The sequence below is a fragment of the Paenibacillus sp. 1011MAR3C5 genome, from assembly GCF_003591485.1.
GTDB lineage: Bacteria > Bacillota > Bacilli > Paenibacillales > Paenibacillaceae > Pristimantibacillus.
Genome location: NZ_QZCF01000005.1, coordinates 365,068 through 379,714, shown reverse-complemented (window position 1 = coordinate 379,714; position 14,647 = coordinate 365,068). Strand labels below are relative to the sequence as shown.

General features: G+C 52.0%; 17 protein-coding genes. 4 read left to right on the top strand and 13 right to left on the bottom strand.

Features of this window, described 5'->3' with window-relative positions:
• Window positions 1–200 precede the first annotated feature (200 nt).
• From D3P07_RS17640 to D3P07_RS17630, 3 genes are all read right to left on the bottom strand, one after another.
• Window positions 201–413: a hypothetical protein gene (locus D3P07_RS17640; protein WP_119801558.1), complete on the bottom strand. Its 213-nt coding sequence runs from the start codon at window positions 411–413 to the stop codon at window positions 201–203.
• 121 nt (window positions 414–534) lie between these two features.
• The gene (locus D3P07_RS26745) at window positions 535–822 is read right to left on the bottom strand and encodes a hypothetical protein (protein WP_147384535.1); all 288 of its coding nucleotides are present in this window, start codon (window positions 820–822) and stop codon (window positions 535–537) included.
• Window positions 823–1,018: 196 nt separating this feature from the next.
• The gene (locus tag D3P07_RS17630; protein WP_119801556.1) at window positions 1,019–1,777 is read right to left on the bottom strand and encodes an HAD-IIB family hydrolase; all 759 of its coding nucleotides are present in this window, start codon (window positions 1,775–1,777) and stop codon (window positions 1,019–1,021) included.
• An 83-nt stretch (window positions 1,778–1,860) separates the two neighbouring features.
• Between D3P07_RS17630 and D3P07_RS17625 the strand changes: the two genes are divergently transcribed.
• Both D3P07_RS17625 and D3P07_RS17620 read left to right on the top strand, forming a co-directional pair.
• On the top strand, window positions 1,861–2,553 hold the full coding sequence (locus tag D3P07_RS17625) for a Crp/Fnr family transcriptional regulator (protein WP_259391559.1): 693 nt from the start codon (window positions 1,861–1,863) through the stop codon (window positions 2,551–2,553).
• Between the two features lie 222 nt (window positions 2,554–2,775).
• Window positions 2,776–3,081 (top strand): hypothetical protein, encoded by a 306-nt coding sequence (locus D3P07_RS17620; protein WP_147384534.1) that lies wholly within the window; start codon window positions 2,776–2,778, stop codon window positions 3,079–3,081.
• A 61-nt stretch (window positions 3,082–3,142) separates the two neighbouring features.
• On the opposite strand, the gene D3P07_RS17615 is transcribed toward D3P07_RS17620, so the two are convergent.
• From D3P07_RS17615 to D3P07_RS17600, 4 genes are all read right to left on the bottom strand, one after another.
• Window positions 3,143–3,631, bottom strand: a complete 489-nt coding sequence (locus D3P07_RS17615) for a DUF2798 domain-containing protein (protein ID WP_119801553.1) — start codon at window positions 3,629–3,631, stop codon at window positions 3,143–3,145.
• A 250-nt stretch (window positions 3,632–3,881) separates the two neighbouring features.
• Window positions 3,882–4,295, bottom strand: a complete 414-nt coding sequence (locus D3P07_RS17610; protein ID WP_119801552.1) for a TerB family tellurite resistance protein — start codon at window positions 4,293–4,295, stop codon at window positions 3,882–3,884.
• A gap of 110 nt (window positions 4,296–4,405) precedes the next feature.
• A complete protein-coding gene (locus D3P07_RS17605; RefSeq protein ID WP_119801551.1) occupies window positions 4,406–5,278 on the bottom strand; it encodes an SDR family oxidoreductase in 873 nt (290 codons plus the stop codon).
• A gap of 99 nt (window positions 5,279–5,377) precedes the next feature.
• Window positions 5,378–5,794, bottom strand: a complete 417-nt coding sequence (locus tag D3P07_RS17600) for an Rrf2 family transcriptional regulator (RefSeq protein ID WP_119801650.1) — start codon at window positions 5,792–5,794, stop codon at window positions 5,378–5,380.
• A gap of 406 nt (window positions 5,795–6,200) precedes the next feature.
• On the opposite strand from D3P07_RS17600, the gene D3P07_RS17595 reads away from it, so the two are divergent.
• Window positions 6,201–6,830, top strand: a complete 630-nt coding sequence (locus D3P07_RS17595; RefSeq protein ID WP_119801550.1) for a zinc dependent phospholipase C family protein — start codon at window positions 6,201–6,203, stop codon at window positions 6,828–6,830.
• A 392-nt stretch (window positions 6,831–7,222) separates the two neighbouring features.
• Window positions 7,223–8,146, top strand: a complete 924-nt coding sequence (locus D3P07_RS17590) for a hypothetical protein (protein ID WP_119801549.1) — start codon at window positions 7,223–7,225, stop codon at window positions 8,144–8,146.
• Window positions 8,147–8,218: 72 nt separating this feature from the next.
• Here the strand turns inward: D3P07_RS17590 and D3P07_RS17585 are convergent, their stop codons facing one another.
• Genes D3P07_RS17585 through D3P07_RS17565 form a run of 6 tightly spaced genes read right to left on the bottom strand, consistent with a single transcriptional unit; the run spans window position 8,219 to window position 14,643 of the window.
• Window positions 8,219–9,460 (bottom strand): VWA domain-containing protein, encoded by a 1,242-nt coding sequence (locus D3P07_RS17585; protein WP_119801548.1) that lies wholly within the window; start codon window positions 9,458–9,460, stop codon window positions 8,219–8,221.
• Window positions 9,461–9,463: 3 nt separating this feature from the next.
• Complete coding sequence (locus D3P07_RS17580; RefSeq protein ID WP_310732561.1) at window positions 9,464–11,062, bottom strand: DUF5682 family protein; 1,599 nt, start codon at window positions 11,060–11,062, stop codon at window positions 9,464–9,466.
• Entirely contained in the window at window positions 11,059–11,808 is a 750-nt protein-coding gene (locus D3P07_RS27805; RefSeq protein WP_310732560.1) for a DUF5682 family protein, read from the bottom strand. Before D3P07_RS27805 ends, D3P07_RS17580 begins: the two co-directional genes overlap by 4 nt.
• A complete protein-coding gene (locus D3P07_RS17575) occupies window positions 11,766–12,860 on the bottom strand; it encodes an AAA family ATPase (protein WP_119801649.1) in 1,095 nt (364 codons plus the stop codon). The genes D3P07_RS27805 and D3P07_RS17575 overlap by 43 nt, the downstream gene beginning before the upstream one ends.
• Window positions 12,836–13,186 (bottom strand): hypothetical protein, encoded by a 351-nt coding sequence (locus D3P07_RS17570; RefSeq protein ID WP_119801547.1) that lies wholly within the window; start codon window positions 13,184–13,186, stop codon window positions 12,836–12,838. Before D3P07_RS17570 ends, D3P07_RS17575 begins: the two co-directional genes overlap by 25 nt.
• Window positions 13,183–14,643 carry a HEAT repeat domain-containing protein gene (locus D3P07_RS17565; protein ID WP_119801546.1) on the bottom strand — a complete coding sequence of 487 codons (1,461 nt, stop codon included), beginning with the start codon at window positions 14,641–14,643 and terminating at the stop codon, window positions 13,183–13,185. Before D3P07_RS17565 ends, D3P07_RS17570 begins: the two co-directional genes overlap by 4 nt.
• Window positions 14,644–14,647 lie beyond the last annotated feature (4 nt).

Here is a 14,647-nt window from a genome sequence, read left to right as displayed (position 1 = left end):
GCGTGGAACGACTGGAAGCAGCTGCCCTCCTTATGTGCGGTGTTCATGGCCAATTAATTATTTAGTCCATTGGACTAATTAAATAATAAGAGCAACTTCCGCCACTTGTCAATAAGGTATTTTATCGATTTCGAACGCAAAAAAAAGACGCTGGATCAGGACAACTCCGCTGAACCAGCCTCTTCCATGCAGTAATCTATCTAAGCTCCGCTATTTTTCTCTCGCTTTTCCAATAGCTCGGTAATGTGATGAAGATCATGCTTGATTTGTTTGAGCTCCTGCTCCATCCCTTTTCTAAGGTCCGACTGATTAATGGCACTCCGTATAACGATGAACAATAGAAAGAAGAAAATAGCTGTCATGATGATTAGAAAAATAGGACCGCTTAGTGCCCATATCCCTACAGTCTGCATTCTGCCACCTCACATCATAGATTTTTCCAATAAATCTGACAAGAGACAAATGAATACTAGTATGAAATAGCTCTAAGCCGAGAAACTCGGCTTGCACGGCGGAAATGTGCCGCCATCATGCTTACTCTAACCCGTGAAACTCGGCTTGCACGGCGGAAATGTGCTGCCATGCTTGCTCTAACCCGTGAAACTCGGCTTGCACGGCGGAAATGAGCTGCGTTGCTTGCTCTAACCCGAGAAACTCGGCTTGCATGACGGAAATGAGCTGCCATGCTTGCTCTAAGCCGAGAAACTCGGCTTGCATGGCGGAATGTTTTTCCAGCCTCCTTAAGGATAATTCAATCTGTTGCAACTTGATTGTATCGGGGCTGGAATGATAGATCAATGTCATCGTTTCTATAATTATCATAGATATTGCACATGATTGTCTCAAGCTTCATGCTTCGCAGTCTATTATTGTCTCAGCTCTGCACAAGCCCGCAACGGTAATGTCCCCATGTCCCCATCCCATTTCCACCAAATTATGGTATATATTTTCTGATCTGAAGTATTGGCGATTGTCATCCATGAAATCAATGCTGCGCTTTTCTATCACGCCATAGAACTCATCTATTGAAAGTAAGAACCATCTCCCCTATTTTCTCAATGACCCGCTCTTCGATGTTCATCACCTGTTCGGTCGCGAACCGCTTTAGTTCAGGGTGGTCGCCGACGCATATGGAACGACCTGCCTGCTGGAACATTGAAATATCATTCGCATCATTGCCAAAAGCGATAAATTCCTGCGAACGTACGCCTAATACTTGAAGTCCCTCCCACTTGTTCACGCCTCGGGGACTAATATCAATGATATCTTCCGAACCATGCATGTAGGTTATGACCGGGAGCTTTTGCAGTTCAACGAGCAATTGACCCGGATTAAGACTGCTCAGCACGACCATTTTCACAATTCCCCCCAACTGTTCATACGGCAAATTGCTCGCCATGCCTTCAGGGTCCAGATTACGGCGAATCGGATGAGTATCATCTCCTGTATATGCGTAGTCCCATTCACCGTCCATCAAATATTTGGCTTCATATTTCGTAATCAAGCAGATTAGCTGTCCTAACGTTTCTTTATCGAAAGGAGAGGTTGTTATGATCTCCCCCCCTAACGCTACGAAAGCCCCGTTACCTCCTACCATCGGGTAGTGATGCATATGTACAGGCAGAATGGGCAGCAAGTCGCGAATAGGCCTCGCGGAGGCAAAAATAAGATCAAATCCTATGCCCTCAAGTGTAGCTAATGCTTGAATCATAGCTGGACTTAATGGTTTCCCGGAAAAACAAATGGTTCCATCCAAATCGAAAACGATTTTCTTCATCAAAGTCTTGCTCCTTCATTTTTTTCTCTCATCTTAGCAATTCCGAGTATAATAAAAAGGACAAATGTCCAAAACGGAGGAAAATGATGAAAACGAGCGTTGATCTGCAGCGAATACGAGGATATATACAAGACTTTCAGCTTGAGCGGTTGCTCTCACCGTCTGACTCGCTCCCCCTTCAGCTCCGCTATTATGAACGAGAAGAAATCATCCTGCATGAAGGCGATGAACTGGACGGGCTCTACTTTCAAGTAGCTGGGAGAACTAAAGTTTCCTCCAGTGTCACGACCGGAAAGGCGCTGCTATTGCGATTTTGCGGACCGCTATCCGTCTTCGGCGATGTCGAGCTCATTCAGAACGTTGCCATCCAATCTCAGGTTGAAGCGGTCGAGGCATCCGCTTTTTTATTTGTAAACAAAAGATCCGTCGAAGCAGAGCTCACCCATAACAACCCTCTGTTGCATGAACTGCTGAAGCATCTATCCTATAAGCTGCTTACTTGCACAACAGCTTCACGAATTAATCTGCTAGCATCCGTTGAAGAGCGATTCGCCAGCTATCTCCTATCAACCAAGCTTCAGCATGAGTTCGGAAAAGAAATTAAAACGCCGCATATTGCCGAAATCGCATCTTTGATCGGAACAACACCGCGGCATCTCAATCGTGTTGTGACAAAGCTCTGCAAGATAGGGGTAATCATCAAAGATAAGAAAAAGATTGCGGTTCAGGATTGGAATCACTTGGATCATATATCCAATGGACTTCGTTATGAATAAATGATTGAAATATGCTGGTTTTTGTAACACTATGACTACTTTTCTGTAAATATATACAAAATAATGCATAAAGTATAAAGTGGAGATAGATGTCAAATCTATTTAAGAAAAGGGGTTTGTATGATGAGGAAAACGTATACATTCATACTTGCTATCGCTTTATTATCTTTAAGCATTCTAACGCCAACAAGTAAGGTTTCTGCTTATGATACTTTTCATTCCATGAGCGATGTGCTAGTCGGAGGTGCTGTATTCCATACGGGTCAAATCACACCTTTTGGTTCAAGCACGAAGCTTCATAAATTTACGACTCACAGAAGCGGTACGGCACTCATTACCGTAGTTAATACGAATTATGGCGGACCGCTGCAAGTTCAGTTGCTAGATGCCAACTATAATGTGATTCCTAATCATAATAACGGGATCAGCGTTCAAGCCAACCAAACCTACTACTTGAGAGTTACGTTGACTGCACCGACTCATCCTAATGGAGCATCCTATGTATATATGGGCCACTATGTGGCATAGTTAAGCATTGCTATGGATATTGAAGAGGCTACCCTGCTTATAGGTCAGCCTCTTGCTGCGGCTATTGCAAAACCGGTTTACTTGCTCGATTCTGTACGAACCTGCTGAACAAAAAACGAACGAGCGGTCCCATCACAATCAGCTGCAGCGGGAAGGCAAATATGAAATTGTGAAAGCACAGCGAGATGTAGCTGGCAACCAGCGATTGACCGTTCAAATGACCGGAGTAATAGGTCATACCGAGTCCGAACAGAGACATGCTGAGAACCATGCCCGTCACCATGAAAAACGCCAAAGACAAAATAACAAACAGCTTTTTCGATTTGTCATAAGGCAGCGCGAAAGCCAGTTTTTTCGCTACGGGTCCCACTACAAACATTTCCACCGCAAACGCGACTACATAACCAACCAGCAATTGAAGCAACACCGTTTGCCACGTCAGCGTTTCCCATGCATCGATCCGGATGAGATTGTACGACGTCATAAAGATGACCATACCGGTAACCATCATCAACCCAAAATAAAATTCTTCCTTCTTCGTCCTTGGCACTAACCCTCATCCTTTCTGTTCACATTTGTCATTATAGAAGCTGGGAGCCCCTCTTCATAAGTGACGATTTTGTGAACAATTTAACCAAACGCATCGGATTAATGCCTGTCGTTGCCGGAATTAAAACAGCGGGCAGAAGAGACAATCGCTTGTCCCATCCGCCCGCTGCACTTGATTTGATACCACATATTCCACGCTTAAGAAAAGAACTTCACAGCATCGCGTCTCGCCGATGCAGCCCTGATAAGCGCTAGCTCGACGTATGAAGCACCAGCTTCATTCCCTCGACCTTGAGTGCGTTCATTTGCTCCACCCAGCCTCTGAATTTGGCGAACGTCTCGTCATCGCAGCCGAACAATCGCTGGATCTCATCTGCAATCCGTTTTTCCTCATCATTGAAGTTGCCATCTGCGAAGATTAGCAGCAGCAGCTCAGCCAGGAAGATATGCTTGATTCGATCGTCCTGCAGGTTGCCGATCAGCTCGGCCGTCGATAGATGCGCTCTTGCGTCCGGCGACCAATCTTCAAGTCCAAGCTCAAGCAGCCAGCCTTGAATATAATTTTGTTCATTGCGATTAATAAATCCGTCTGAGGAAGCAATTCGATGCGCTAGATCTAGAAAAGCTTCCTTATGCTCGCGTTCAACGATAAAATGCAAAAACACTTCTGCACACTCCTCTTCTGACATCCCGGACATGTCCACATCGTGGAATCTGGGAGCTATGTGTTCAGTTTAGTAGAGTCGCGAGCGGAATTCAACTAGTGAACCGGCAATTATTTGGTTGCGGACAATTCATCAATCAATTGCGTCAATGCCTCGCGGATTGGCGTCACAGGACGGCCCAGCAGCTTCTCGAAATCGCCGCTTTCCACCTCAAGCGCCCCTATACGAATGCCTTCCTGAATGCCAGTCAGAATCGGCAGCACAAAATCCGGCATGCCTGCCTCCTTCATGATGGCGGCATAAGCAGCGTCATCCATCTGCTGAATCGGAACCTCCCGGTTCAGCACCTCGCCAAGCGCTGACGTCAATTGCTCTTGGCTCAGCAACGGCCCGGACAGCTCATAAATCGTATGCTCATGTCCTTCACCGCTCAATACAGCAGCAGCTGCCTGTGCATAATCTTGCTGCAGCGCCCACCCTACTCTGCCTCCAGCAGCGGAAGTGATCCATGGCGCACCCGCCAGGACAGCTTGAATGCTGCCAGCTTCATTCTCCAGATACCAATTGTTGCGCAGGAACGAATACGGAATGCCCGTCTTCGCAATCGCTTCTTCCGTCACGCGATGCACAGGCGCGAGGAAGAGCGGACTGTCGGCTGCATCCGCAAGGCTTGTGTACGCGATAAAAGCTACTCCTGCACGTTCTGCAGCAGCGACGGCATTCGTATGCTGACGAATCCTCGCTTCATTGTCTCCATCCGCAGAGATAAGCAGCAGGCGTTCAATGCCTGCAAAAGCGGTATCCAATGTTTGAGGATGGTCGAAGTCGCCATGGCGCACATCGATTCCTCGTGCCCGCAGATGCTCCGCCTTCTTCGGGTTTCTTACGCTTACAGCCAGATTGCCTGCCGGTACCGTCTTCAATAGCATTTCTACGATTTTGGACCCCAGCTTCCCCGTTGCACCTGTCACTAATAATTTCATTGCTCATACCTCCATAGCGATTAGTTGTAATTCAGATTGTTATAACTATATTAGTTACAACTATATGAAAAATAAAAGCCCTCTTGCGGGAGCTTTCATTTATTCGAATTTGGCCGTAAGCTGGTCTAGTGTCGTCTGCGCGAGCCGCTGTTCCATCGCCGATTGAGCATCGCTCATCTCTGCTTGTAGGACCGACTCGATATTGCGGCCGACCGGACAACGCTTATTCGGATCCTCATGAAACCGGAACAATTGATTATCCTCGATCACATGAACTGCCTTATAGATATCAAGTAACGTAATCTCCTCCGGCTTCTTAAGCAGCGAAGCGCCCCCTACACCCGGACGCACCTCTACAAGTCCCGCCTTCTTCAGCATTCCCGTAATTCTGCGAATGACGACTGGGTTCGTATTGACGCTAGCCGCGATATAATCCCCTGTACACTCATTAGGCGTATAGGCAATCAGTGAAAGGGTATGGACTGCGATGGAAAACCGCGTGCTAAATTGCTTCAATGGAATCACCCCGTTGTACTCATTGTAGTTACAACAATTCGCAAAGTCAATGAAGAGTTGTCGAACAGCAACCGCTATCCGCATTTATCCGCGTCGCTCCCGCAAAGCGTGAATAGTAGAACGGATCAGCTCTAGAATTTCATCATTCGCAGCCGCCAACTCGCACTTTCGTACAGCCAAGTCTCGCAGGTTAGGTTATGAATTTGTCGTCGATCGGGACCAACACTCCCACAAGCGCGGAATATGAGCTCCTTCGTCCTCCGTCGCCTCGACAAATGCGTTCAAAAACTTGGTGACCCTAAGGCATAGCGGCAGCTTCAGCTTACATTCGAATACGGTCAACAGGTCTTTTTAGGTAAATAGTGGTAAGATATTGTTATAAAATGACGACTAGGAGGATGATGAGATGGGTTCACGGTTAATGCACGCGGTCATAGCGAATCGAATCGCAGAAGCTCTGCTCATTGAAGACAAACCATCTTTTTTGCTTGGAAGCCTGGCCCCTGACGCGGTGTCGCCTAAGGACGCATCCCATTTCTTTACCGGAGATATCCGCGACTATTCCAGAAGCATTGATTACAAGGGATTTTTGTATCAATATCAAGCGCTGGAACACGAGCCTTACATTTGGGGATACTTCACGCATCTGATTGCGGATCATGTCTGGCTGAAAGGCTTTTATTTGCCATGGCTGCGAAACCGGATGGAGGGAAATCCGGAAGTTTTGCAGCTCTATCACAATGACTTCCGCCTATTGAACGGGAAATTGCTAGATTATTATGGCTGCCAAGAGGAATTGAGAGACAGCCTGTCCTATCGTCCTGCCATTGCGGATCTACAGGAGGTCTCGTCACAGGAGGTCGAAGCGTTTATCCCTCTCGTAATGGAGGATATGGCATACGAGCGATCTGTTCTCGATGAGAAGCTGCATGTATTCACTATGGACCAGATTGTGGGTTATATTGAGACCTCCGTGGAACTGGGTATCAGGCATCTGCGTACTATGCCTGGAATTAAACCTGCGGTTGCGACCTGATTGGGCTTTATCCATTCTTTCACTGTTGCCACGGTGAGCCGCCAGCTGTTGAACCGCGTAGTGGCCGCTATAAGTGGCGACACGGTATACCGCGCCAAGCTCCGCATTTTACTGGAACAGATAGGTTCGTCCATCCTCCTGCCGGAGCAGCGCCTATTCAAAATATTGTTGATAGATGCGGGACGCCGCGCTAGAATTCATATAAGCTCACCTCCGATTAGTTAAGCTCCCGATCGATGTATAAGTTATCTGATATTCATCAACTAATTGAGAATAATTATCAATCATTGGAGCAAAAAAAGCAGCTGTTAAACAGCCATCACTGGAAATTATTCCTGTATGGAGCCCGGCAGCACCGATTCGCCATCTAACAAAATGAAGGAGGAGTAACCATGAGCAATCCGATTAACCGCATAATAAGTCAGCTTGGAGATGATCTTCTGCAGAAGCTGAAGGGGCTCTCTCCATCCGACTTTAATTCCTTGATGCTGGAAGTGTACCGAACAAGGACCGATGCGCTGCGTCCGTCTGATGTGCTTCGCAGCTACGCAAGCAGCCGGTTCTCGAAGCCCAGCGAGCTCGATCCGGTTGCTTATCATCAGCTGGAAGCGGATCTGCTCGGCCTTGCCCGGCAGCAAGACATTGAACCCGTATTGTTATCACCGGTAGCTCCGCTTGGCAACTGCTCCATCTATGGCACGGTCGACCAGAATAAGATCGTGTCCGCCTCCAGAGGCACGGAGGTGCTTGCCGATTCTACGAATATGATGGCAACCATCGCAGCTGACCGGATCAAACAAGGAATCGGGAACCATGATGAGGGTGCCCACCTCTGTTCCACGCATCGTGTCGTGCGCGCCCAGCATTTCAATGGACCAGGCTCATTCGCCCATTTCGGCATATACGGCATGGTGTCGGTTGGCAAAGCGAAAGGCTCCTATCAGTGTGAAGCGAATCTGCTTGGCAAGCAGCTGGGCTATTATCAAGCGCTGTTTCGCTCCCGCTTCCGCGCCGAGCTGTCGATCGTCCTGGAGCAGCGCAGCGGCTATGCGGACGGTGCCGGATTCCTGACGAGAATGGCCGCTATCATCAAAGAACAATTACCGGACGCCTCCATAACGATACAAGAACCGAATGTGGCGAATAGCTATTACCAGGGAATCAACTTCAAGCTGTTCATGACGAATCAGCACGGAAAAACAGAGATTGGCGACGGCGGATTTGTCGACTGGACTCAAAGCATGCTCGGCAACCAAAAGGAGCGGTGCTTGATCAGCGGCATCGGGCTGGACCGGCTTCTGATCATGGAGCTTTAACGCATAAACCCCAAAAAACGCTTGTTGCACGCCAAAAAAAGCCGCCCACGTCTTCGCCGTGAGCAGCTTATCTTAACCTTTTCCCTGCTTTCCTTGTCCGACCCGTTCGGCAAGCTGCTGTAGATCCATGCCTTTCAGCGCGCCCTCGATCAGCTCCGGCAGCTTATCCGGGGTGCAGCCGAAGCAAGGGATGCCGTATTGAGCCAGTCTTTTCGCCACGTCCTCGTCATACGACGGCACTCCGTCATCTGACAGAGCGAGCAGGCAGATCGTTTTGACGCCGGATTCATGCATCTTTCTCAGCCTGCGGAGCATCTCCGTCCGATTGCCGCCCTCATACAAATCCGAGACGAGAATAAACATCGTTTTTTTAGGCTCCGCGATGAAGGGCTCGCAGTAGGCAAGCGATTTGTTAATATCCGTACCCCCGCCAAGCTGAATGCCGAAGAGCATCTCCACGGGATCATTCGCGCATTGCTCGCTCAGGTCGACGACCTCGGTATCGAAGGCAACAACCCGCGTATCCAATGAAGGCATGCTCGCAAAGATAGAGCCGATAATCGATGCGTAGATGACCGAATTGGCCATGGAACCGCTCTGGTCGATGTCCAGAATGACGGTCCATTCTTTGCTCTTGCGCGCACGATCGAAGAAGTAGACCTTCTCGGGAATGAGCAGCTTGCGCTCAGTATCATAGTGCTTCAAGTTTTTGCGGATGGTTGTCGCCCAGTCGAGCCCCGTCATGGAAGGAAGCGGCGAATGCGCCCGGCGGTTGAGCGCACCGGTCACCGCTCTCGTCAAGTCCTGTGCAAGCCGCTTCACAATCTCCTCCACGACCTCGCGTACGAGCGTCCGCGCCGTTTCTTTGGTACGCTCGGGAATTTGTCCCCGCAGCGACATCAGCGTGGCGACCATGCCAATGTCCGGCTTCACCTGAGACAGCAGCTCCGGCTCGAACAAGAGCTGCGTCAGCCCTTTAAGATGCACCGCGTCCGACTGGATTACCGACACGATGTCAGGCGGGAAGAAGGTGCGCACATCGCCCAGCCACTTGGCCAGCTTCGGAGAAGAAGAGCCCAGACCCGCCGATCTCGCGCGGGAGGCGCTGCTTCCCGATTGTCCGGCGACACCCGCATCAGAAGCGCCTGATGTGCTGTCATAAATCGCGGCCAGAGCTTCATCCATCAGCAGATCCTCGCTGCTCAGCCAAGGCGTATCCGCTCCGGCGCCCCGCGACGCCTGCAGCTTCTCTTCAGCAGCCGCTCCCAAGATCAACCGCCATCGTTTGACTTGTTCCGGATCAGGCTGCGTCATCGTCTACAAGTCTCCAAAGTCAAAGTCGTTAAGTTCATCGAGACTCTCCTTCTCTTGTTCATTAAGCGGCTGCTGCAGCCGGACGCCTGCCGATTCTGCGCTGACTCCCCACAAATCGCCCATCATCTCGGCAATTGCAGCCTTCTCTCTCGGCTCGAACGAGCCGAACGCTCTGCGCAGGAATACGAGCGACCGCTTGAACGGCTCCGCCTCCAGCGATCCGACATATGCATCCAGCTGCCGCCACAAGTAAGTTCTTGACAGCAGCGCATACCGATTGCGCATGGATATTCCCTCGAACCAGCCGGCCCCAAGATCGGCGGGGATGCCCGGGGACAGCCTTCTGGACACTTCCTTCGCGCACTCCTCCTCACCGGCTGCATTGCGTTCCAGCAGAATCGAGAACGCATAGCCGGATAGCTTCGCATTGCGGTCATCACGCTCGGCGAGCCTGCGCAGTTGTTCAACCCACAGCTGCTCATCCAATTCTTCATAATGCTCCTGCGCAGCGGTATTCAACAGATGAATGGCTTCGATCATGCCAGCCGCCGCATCATCGTTGCAGCCTGCCGCTTCTTGAAGCATCAGCGCTCCGCGCAAGAAGAGCTGCTGCATGATTGGAATCAGTGCAGCGGTATCGACTCTGCGGATGGAACCGTATTGAAGCATGACGGACAGCTCGTGGACCGTCTGGGCAATCTGCTCGAAGCTGCCTGCATCCACCGCAAGCCGCTGCAGCGCGCTTGTCGCCTGTCCCATCACCTGCGGCAGCCCGCATTCGCAGGAGCGGCGGATCAGCTTTGCCGCCGCCGCAATATCGGCGCATGCCAGCAGCTCCTCGTGGATGACGTACGCGGCAGCCAGCTCGATCGTCTCGCCCTTCAGCGTCGACTCCACCGTCTCAATCTCGGCTTCCGGCGACCATTGCAGCACCCAATGCTCCGCCCAGGTCGCGTCGCTCTGCCTCACGCCTTGCTTGCGGGCGAAGCGAATGCCAAGTGCAGCCAACCGGTGCAGGAAGACGGAGCGATTCAAGTCGAGATAAGCGGACTCCTCCGACTTCACTCTCCGGTTCTCGCGCAGATCCAGCTCCAGATCGGCTGCCACCAGCGATTTGTACTTTTCCAGCTTCAGCCGCTTGAGCTCGCGGTTCAGGTCATCCTGTACTGGAGTTTGGCTGACGCCTTCCGGCAAGCTGCCGATCGCGGTGCCGATATCCGTCCGCGCCAGCGCTTCTGCCACGACCGAATATTCGCCATAACCGAACAACACCGTTGCCGCATCCCGCAGATCCCGCCAGGTGGGCCGGATACCGTCATGCATCGCAGCCAAGGCTTCTGCCATTCGCACGCCTTCAATGACGGAAGCCGTGGACCGCCAGGTCCCCTCCTCGCGCATCCGGGAAGCGACGGAGGACAGATACAGCGCAGGCAGCGCAGCGAGTTCGCCCTGTTGCATGCAGTGCCATAGTAATTCAAAATAAGCAGGCGCCTGATTGCCGGCGCCGTAGCCGGAATGCGAGGATAATTTGTAATAGGAATAAGGCATCAGCGTCATCTTTGCACGCACACGCGGAAGCTTGGCTAGCTCCTCGTCGGTCATTGCCGCAGCGACAGCGCAAGCGCCGGTGTGTGATGCGCTCCGCTTAGCACAACTATCTTCTCGGGAAGATGTCCGCTCGCAACCGCGTGATGAATTTTGCGCCTCATATACGATTCGCGTATCTCATTATAAGCCGATTCTTGCGGGGCCAGCCTAAGCTCTTCGTCCTCCGTAAGGGCTCTCATCTCGGTCGAGTAATGCAAGATGGCACGCCGATAGGCATCCGGCTGCAGGTTATGCTCGAAGTGCCTCTCCCAATACGATTCATAGTCCGGTTCACCCGAGAGCTCTGCTATTCGGCTGTATAAGCTGCCTGTCGATAGTTGCGGCTCATCCGCTCCAGAGGCTTCCGTCTGCGGAGCGCGTCTCCGATCGGCGAGCGCCAGCGAAACCTCCGCAGGCAGATCGATGAATTCCGCATGGCAGTTATTCCGCCTGGCCCACTTGAGCGCCTGATATTCCGGTGAATAGTCGGCAAACGGATACAGCAGCGTGCGAACGGGAAGCTGATCCGTGTAGGCCAGCAAGGCAACCGGAGGTACGACGCCACGCGATGTCAGTTGCGCAGCCAGCTCCCCTGCGTCGCTGGGCCCTTCGATCAGGATTGCAGTCGGCTTCACGCTGTTCAGCAAGGCGAGCAGATGATACGACCCTGCCGGGGAGAGATGCCGGATGCCGAAGTAATGCGGTCCCGAAGCGTCACTCACCCGTTCATCTCCGTACAAGCGCTGTACAGGCTTCGCCATGAGGACCCCCGTTTTTTCATAATATTGTCGAGATATTCCTTCCACACCTGCTGATCCTTCGCATCATCCTTCACGATCGCTCCCTGCAAACCCGCCGCTACATCTTCATCGGTCAGCTGGCCGTTGCCGAAGCTGCCAGCCAGCGCCATGCTTCCGGTCAGGAGAGAGATAGCCTCAGCCGTCGAGATGACGCCGCTAGGCGACTTTAGCTTCTCCTTGCCGTCCAGCGTCACGCCGCTGCGAAGCTCGCGGAAGATCGTCACCACTTTGCGGATCGCATCCTCGTCCGGCTGCGAAGCGCGCAGCTCATAGCTTGCTGATATCTCGCTCACACGTCTGCGCACAATATCGATCTCCGTCTCTATGCTGGACGGAGCCGGCAGTACGATGATATTGAAACGACGCTTCAAGGCCGCCGACATTTCATTGACGCCGCGGTCTCGTGTATTCGCCGTCGCAATGATGGAGAAGCCCCGCTCAGCGGACACCTCGCGCCCCAGCTCTGGAATCGAAATCGTCTTCTCCGATAGAATCGAGATTAGAGCGTCCTGCACTTCAGAGGCACAGCGGGAGATTTCCTCAAAGCGGGCAATGCCTCCCCCTTCCATGGCGCGAAGGATCGGGCTGCGAATAATCGCCTGGTCGGATGGCCCCTGCGCTAGCAGCAACGCATAGTTCCAGGAATAACGAACATGCTCCTCGCTTGTGCCTGCCGTCCCCTGCACCACCTTGGACGAATCGCCATGGATCGCAGCGGTCAGATTCTCCGACAGCCAGGACTTCGCCGTGCCCGGCTCGCCGATCAAGAGCAGCGCTCTATCTGTCAGCAAAGTGGCAATCGCCATCTCGACCAACCGTTTATTGCCGATATACTTCGGTGTAATAACCGTGTCTCCCGCCTGACCGCCTGTAATAAAGGTCAGCACAGCGCGCGGAGACAGCTGCCAGCCCGCAGGCTTCTCCGCCGCTTTGTCTGTTTCGCGGAGCGCTTCCAGCTCATGCACGTACAGCTTCTCCGCGGGCAATCTTAAGACATTTTGTTTTTGATCCATTCCCATACCCCGCTCCCTCTCTCGCTTGCCGCTGCATCGGGCGCAGCTTCCAGCGCCTCGACGAGCTCTATCATTTGTTCTTTCACAGATTCATAGGCCATATTTTCGGCAATGACACGCAGTTCTGGCGTATAGGACTTCGGCAATAAAGCAATTAATCGCTGAAATCGTTCGTCTAGATAATAGAAATTGCGACCGTTCTGTCTGCGAAGCATATCCATTAGCTGCTCAGGCGCACTCTTGTCGTCAAGCCGGAACAAGGCCGTCAGCGCGATAATTGTCTGATAATCGTTAAATCTGGCGCGTTCCTTCAGTTTGGAAGTCAATAAGACGTTATGTCGCGATCGGCTTGAAGAGCAAAGGCACAGACCAGTTCCGTCATGTCCTGTTCGACAAAGACGTGAACCCAGCGTGAATCCCAAGCATCGCTTGGCACGACATATATTCTGTCTTCTTGTTGATACACTTGCTCGTCAATCATGGATTGTATGGTACTCTGCAAACTTTTAGCCGAAGCAGAGCGTCCCTTCAAATCCTGAGCATAACGGTCATACAGATCGGCAGGCGACAAACGTCGGTATGCAGCACGGAAGCTGTAGCCGATAAACTTGCGCTTGTAACGAGTGTGCAGCTCGATGCCGAATGCGTCGGCCGCCTCGCTGTTCAGCTCAAGCAGCAGGTCTGCGGCCGTTTCCTGCACAGCTTCAGTGTCGGCTTGGATGAACGCTTCCGTATGAAGCAGCCTCTTCACAAGCGGATAAGCTTCTGTAGCAAGCTCTTGGCCACGGCCCTCCAGGCATCGGATATAAGTGTGCAGCTGTCCGATTGCCGTAACGCGTTCTTTTCCCTCCAGCTCCAGGCAACGGCTGAGCTCTTGCTCTGCATCTATGATAATGCGCTTGTGAAGCTCCAGCTCGTCACAAGACTTGATCGGATCGATGACAAGCTCTCCGCCTTTCGACTTGGCGGCTTCAAGCAAGCGCTCGATTGCCCTTGGTGAACCCAGGTGAGCGAGGGCGTAGAAGGCAGCTTGGCGGATTTCACGGCGCTTCTCAGCGCTCTGCTCCAGCAGAAATTCCTCTTGGTCTGGATAACCGCCAAGCAGCTCAATCGCCGCAACTTTAAGCTCAAACGCCCCAGAGTTTCCCGCTTCCTTCACAAGCTTAAGCACCGATTCGCCTTGCAATTGAAACAACAGCTTGAGTCTTCTCGCGTCTCCCTTGCCGCCTTGAAGGTCAAGCCCCGCCAACAAGACAGGAACCGCCGCAAGCCCGAATTCAGGAATAAGCTTCTGCTGTACGAACTCCGGAATCTCAGCGTACACATCGTCAAGCGCCCCGCATACAGCTGACAGCGCACGCAAGTCAAGGAAGCTTCGATCCTCGTAAGACTGGCGCAGCTGCTCCAGCCGCCCTTGACCCTTCGTGGTAAGAGCCGTAAGCAAAGGGTACAGCCTTCGATACGTCAAGTCGGTGGCTAATTGGAGCCCTTCGCTTTCAACTGGCTGCGGGATTCCTTGTACATCCGACTTACCTTGTGTATGGAGTATCGCGCTGAGCAGTGTCGACAGCTCCAAAAGCTTCGCCGGACTGTCGGCGCGAGGCGCGGACAGCAGTCCATCCGCCGCATCCGCAAGACGATTGAAGACAGGAGCGGATTCACCGATCCTTCTTAAAGCAGGCACCAACTTCGATATTCGCAAGTCGCCTTCCGCCAGTGCGCTGCCGGCAACGAACAGACGGCGAACCTCTTGCTGCAAATTAAGCAACAGATCTACACTCATCGTT

Excerpts from the sequence above, each read along its gene's own strand:
- D3P07_RS17640 (WP_119801558.1), bottom strand. The coding sequence starts at position 413 with ATGCAGACTGTAGGGATATGGGCACTAAGCGGTCCTATTTTTCTAATC.
- D3P07_RS26745 (WP_147384535.1), bottom strand. The coding sequence starts at position 822 with ATGATAATTATAGAAACGATGACATTGATCTATCATTCCAGCCCCGAT.
- D3P07_RS17630 (WP_119801556.1), bottom strand. The coding sequence starts at position 1,777 with ATGAAGAAAATCGTTTTCGATTTGGATGGAACCATTTGTTTTTCCGGG.
- D3P07_RS17625 (WP_259391559.1), top strand. The coding sequence starts at position 1,861 with ATGATGAAAACGAGCGTTGATCTGCAGCGAATACGAGGATATATACAA.
- D3P07_RS17620 (WP_147384534.1), top strand. The coding sequence starts at position 2,776 with ATGAGCGATGTGCTAGTCGGAGGTGCTGTATTCCATACGGGTCAAATC.
- D3P07_RS17605 (WP_119801551.1), bottom strand. The coding sequence starts at position 5,278 with ATGAAATTATTAGTGACAGGTGCAACGGGGAAGCTGGGGTCCAAAATC.
- D3P07_RS17595 (WP_119801550.1), top strand. The coding sequence starts at position 6,201 with ATGGGTTCACGGTTAATGCACGCGGTCATAGCGAATCGAATCGCAGAA.
- D3P07_RS17590 (WP_119801549.1), top strand. The coding sequence starts at position 7,223 with ATGAGCAATCCGATTAACCGCATAATAAGTCAGCTTGGAGATGATCTT.
- D3P07_RS17585 (WP_119801548.1), bottom strand. The coding sequence starts at position 9,460 with ATGACGCAGCCTGATCCGGAACAAGTCAAACGATGGCGGTTGATCTTG.
- D3P07_RS17580 (WP_310732561.1), bottom strand. The coding sequence starts at position 11,062 with ATGACCGACGAGGAGCTAGCCAAGCTTCCGCGTGTGCGTGCAAAGATG.
- D3P07_RS27805 (WP_310732560.1), bottom strand. The coding sequence starts at position 11,808 with ATGGCGAAGCCTGTACAGCGCTTGTACGGAGATGAACGGGTGAGTGAC.
- D3P07_RS17575 (WP_119801649.1), bottom strand. The coding sequence starts at position 12,860 with ATGGATCAAAAACAAAATGTCTTAAGATTGCCCGCGGAGAAGCTGTAC.
- D3P07_RS17565 (WP_119801546.1), bottom strand. The coding sequence starts at position 14,643 with ATGAGTGTAGATCTGTTGCTTAATTTGCAGCAAGAGGTTCGCCGTCTG.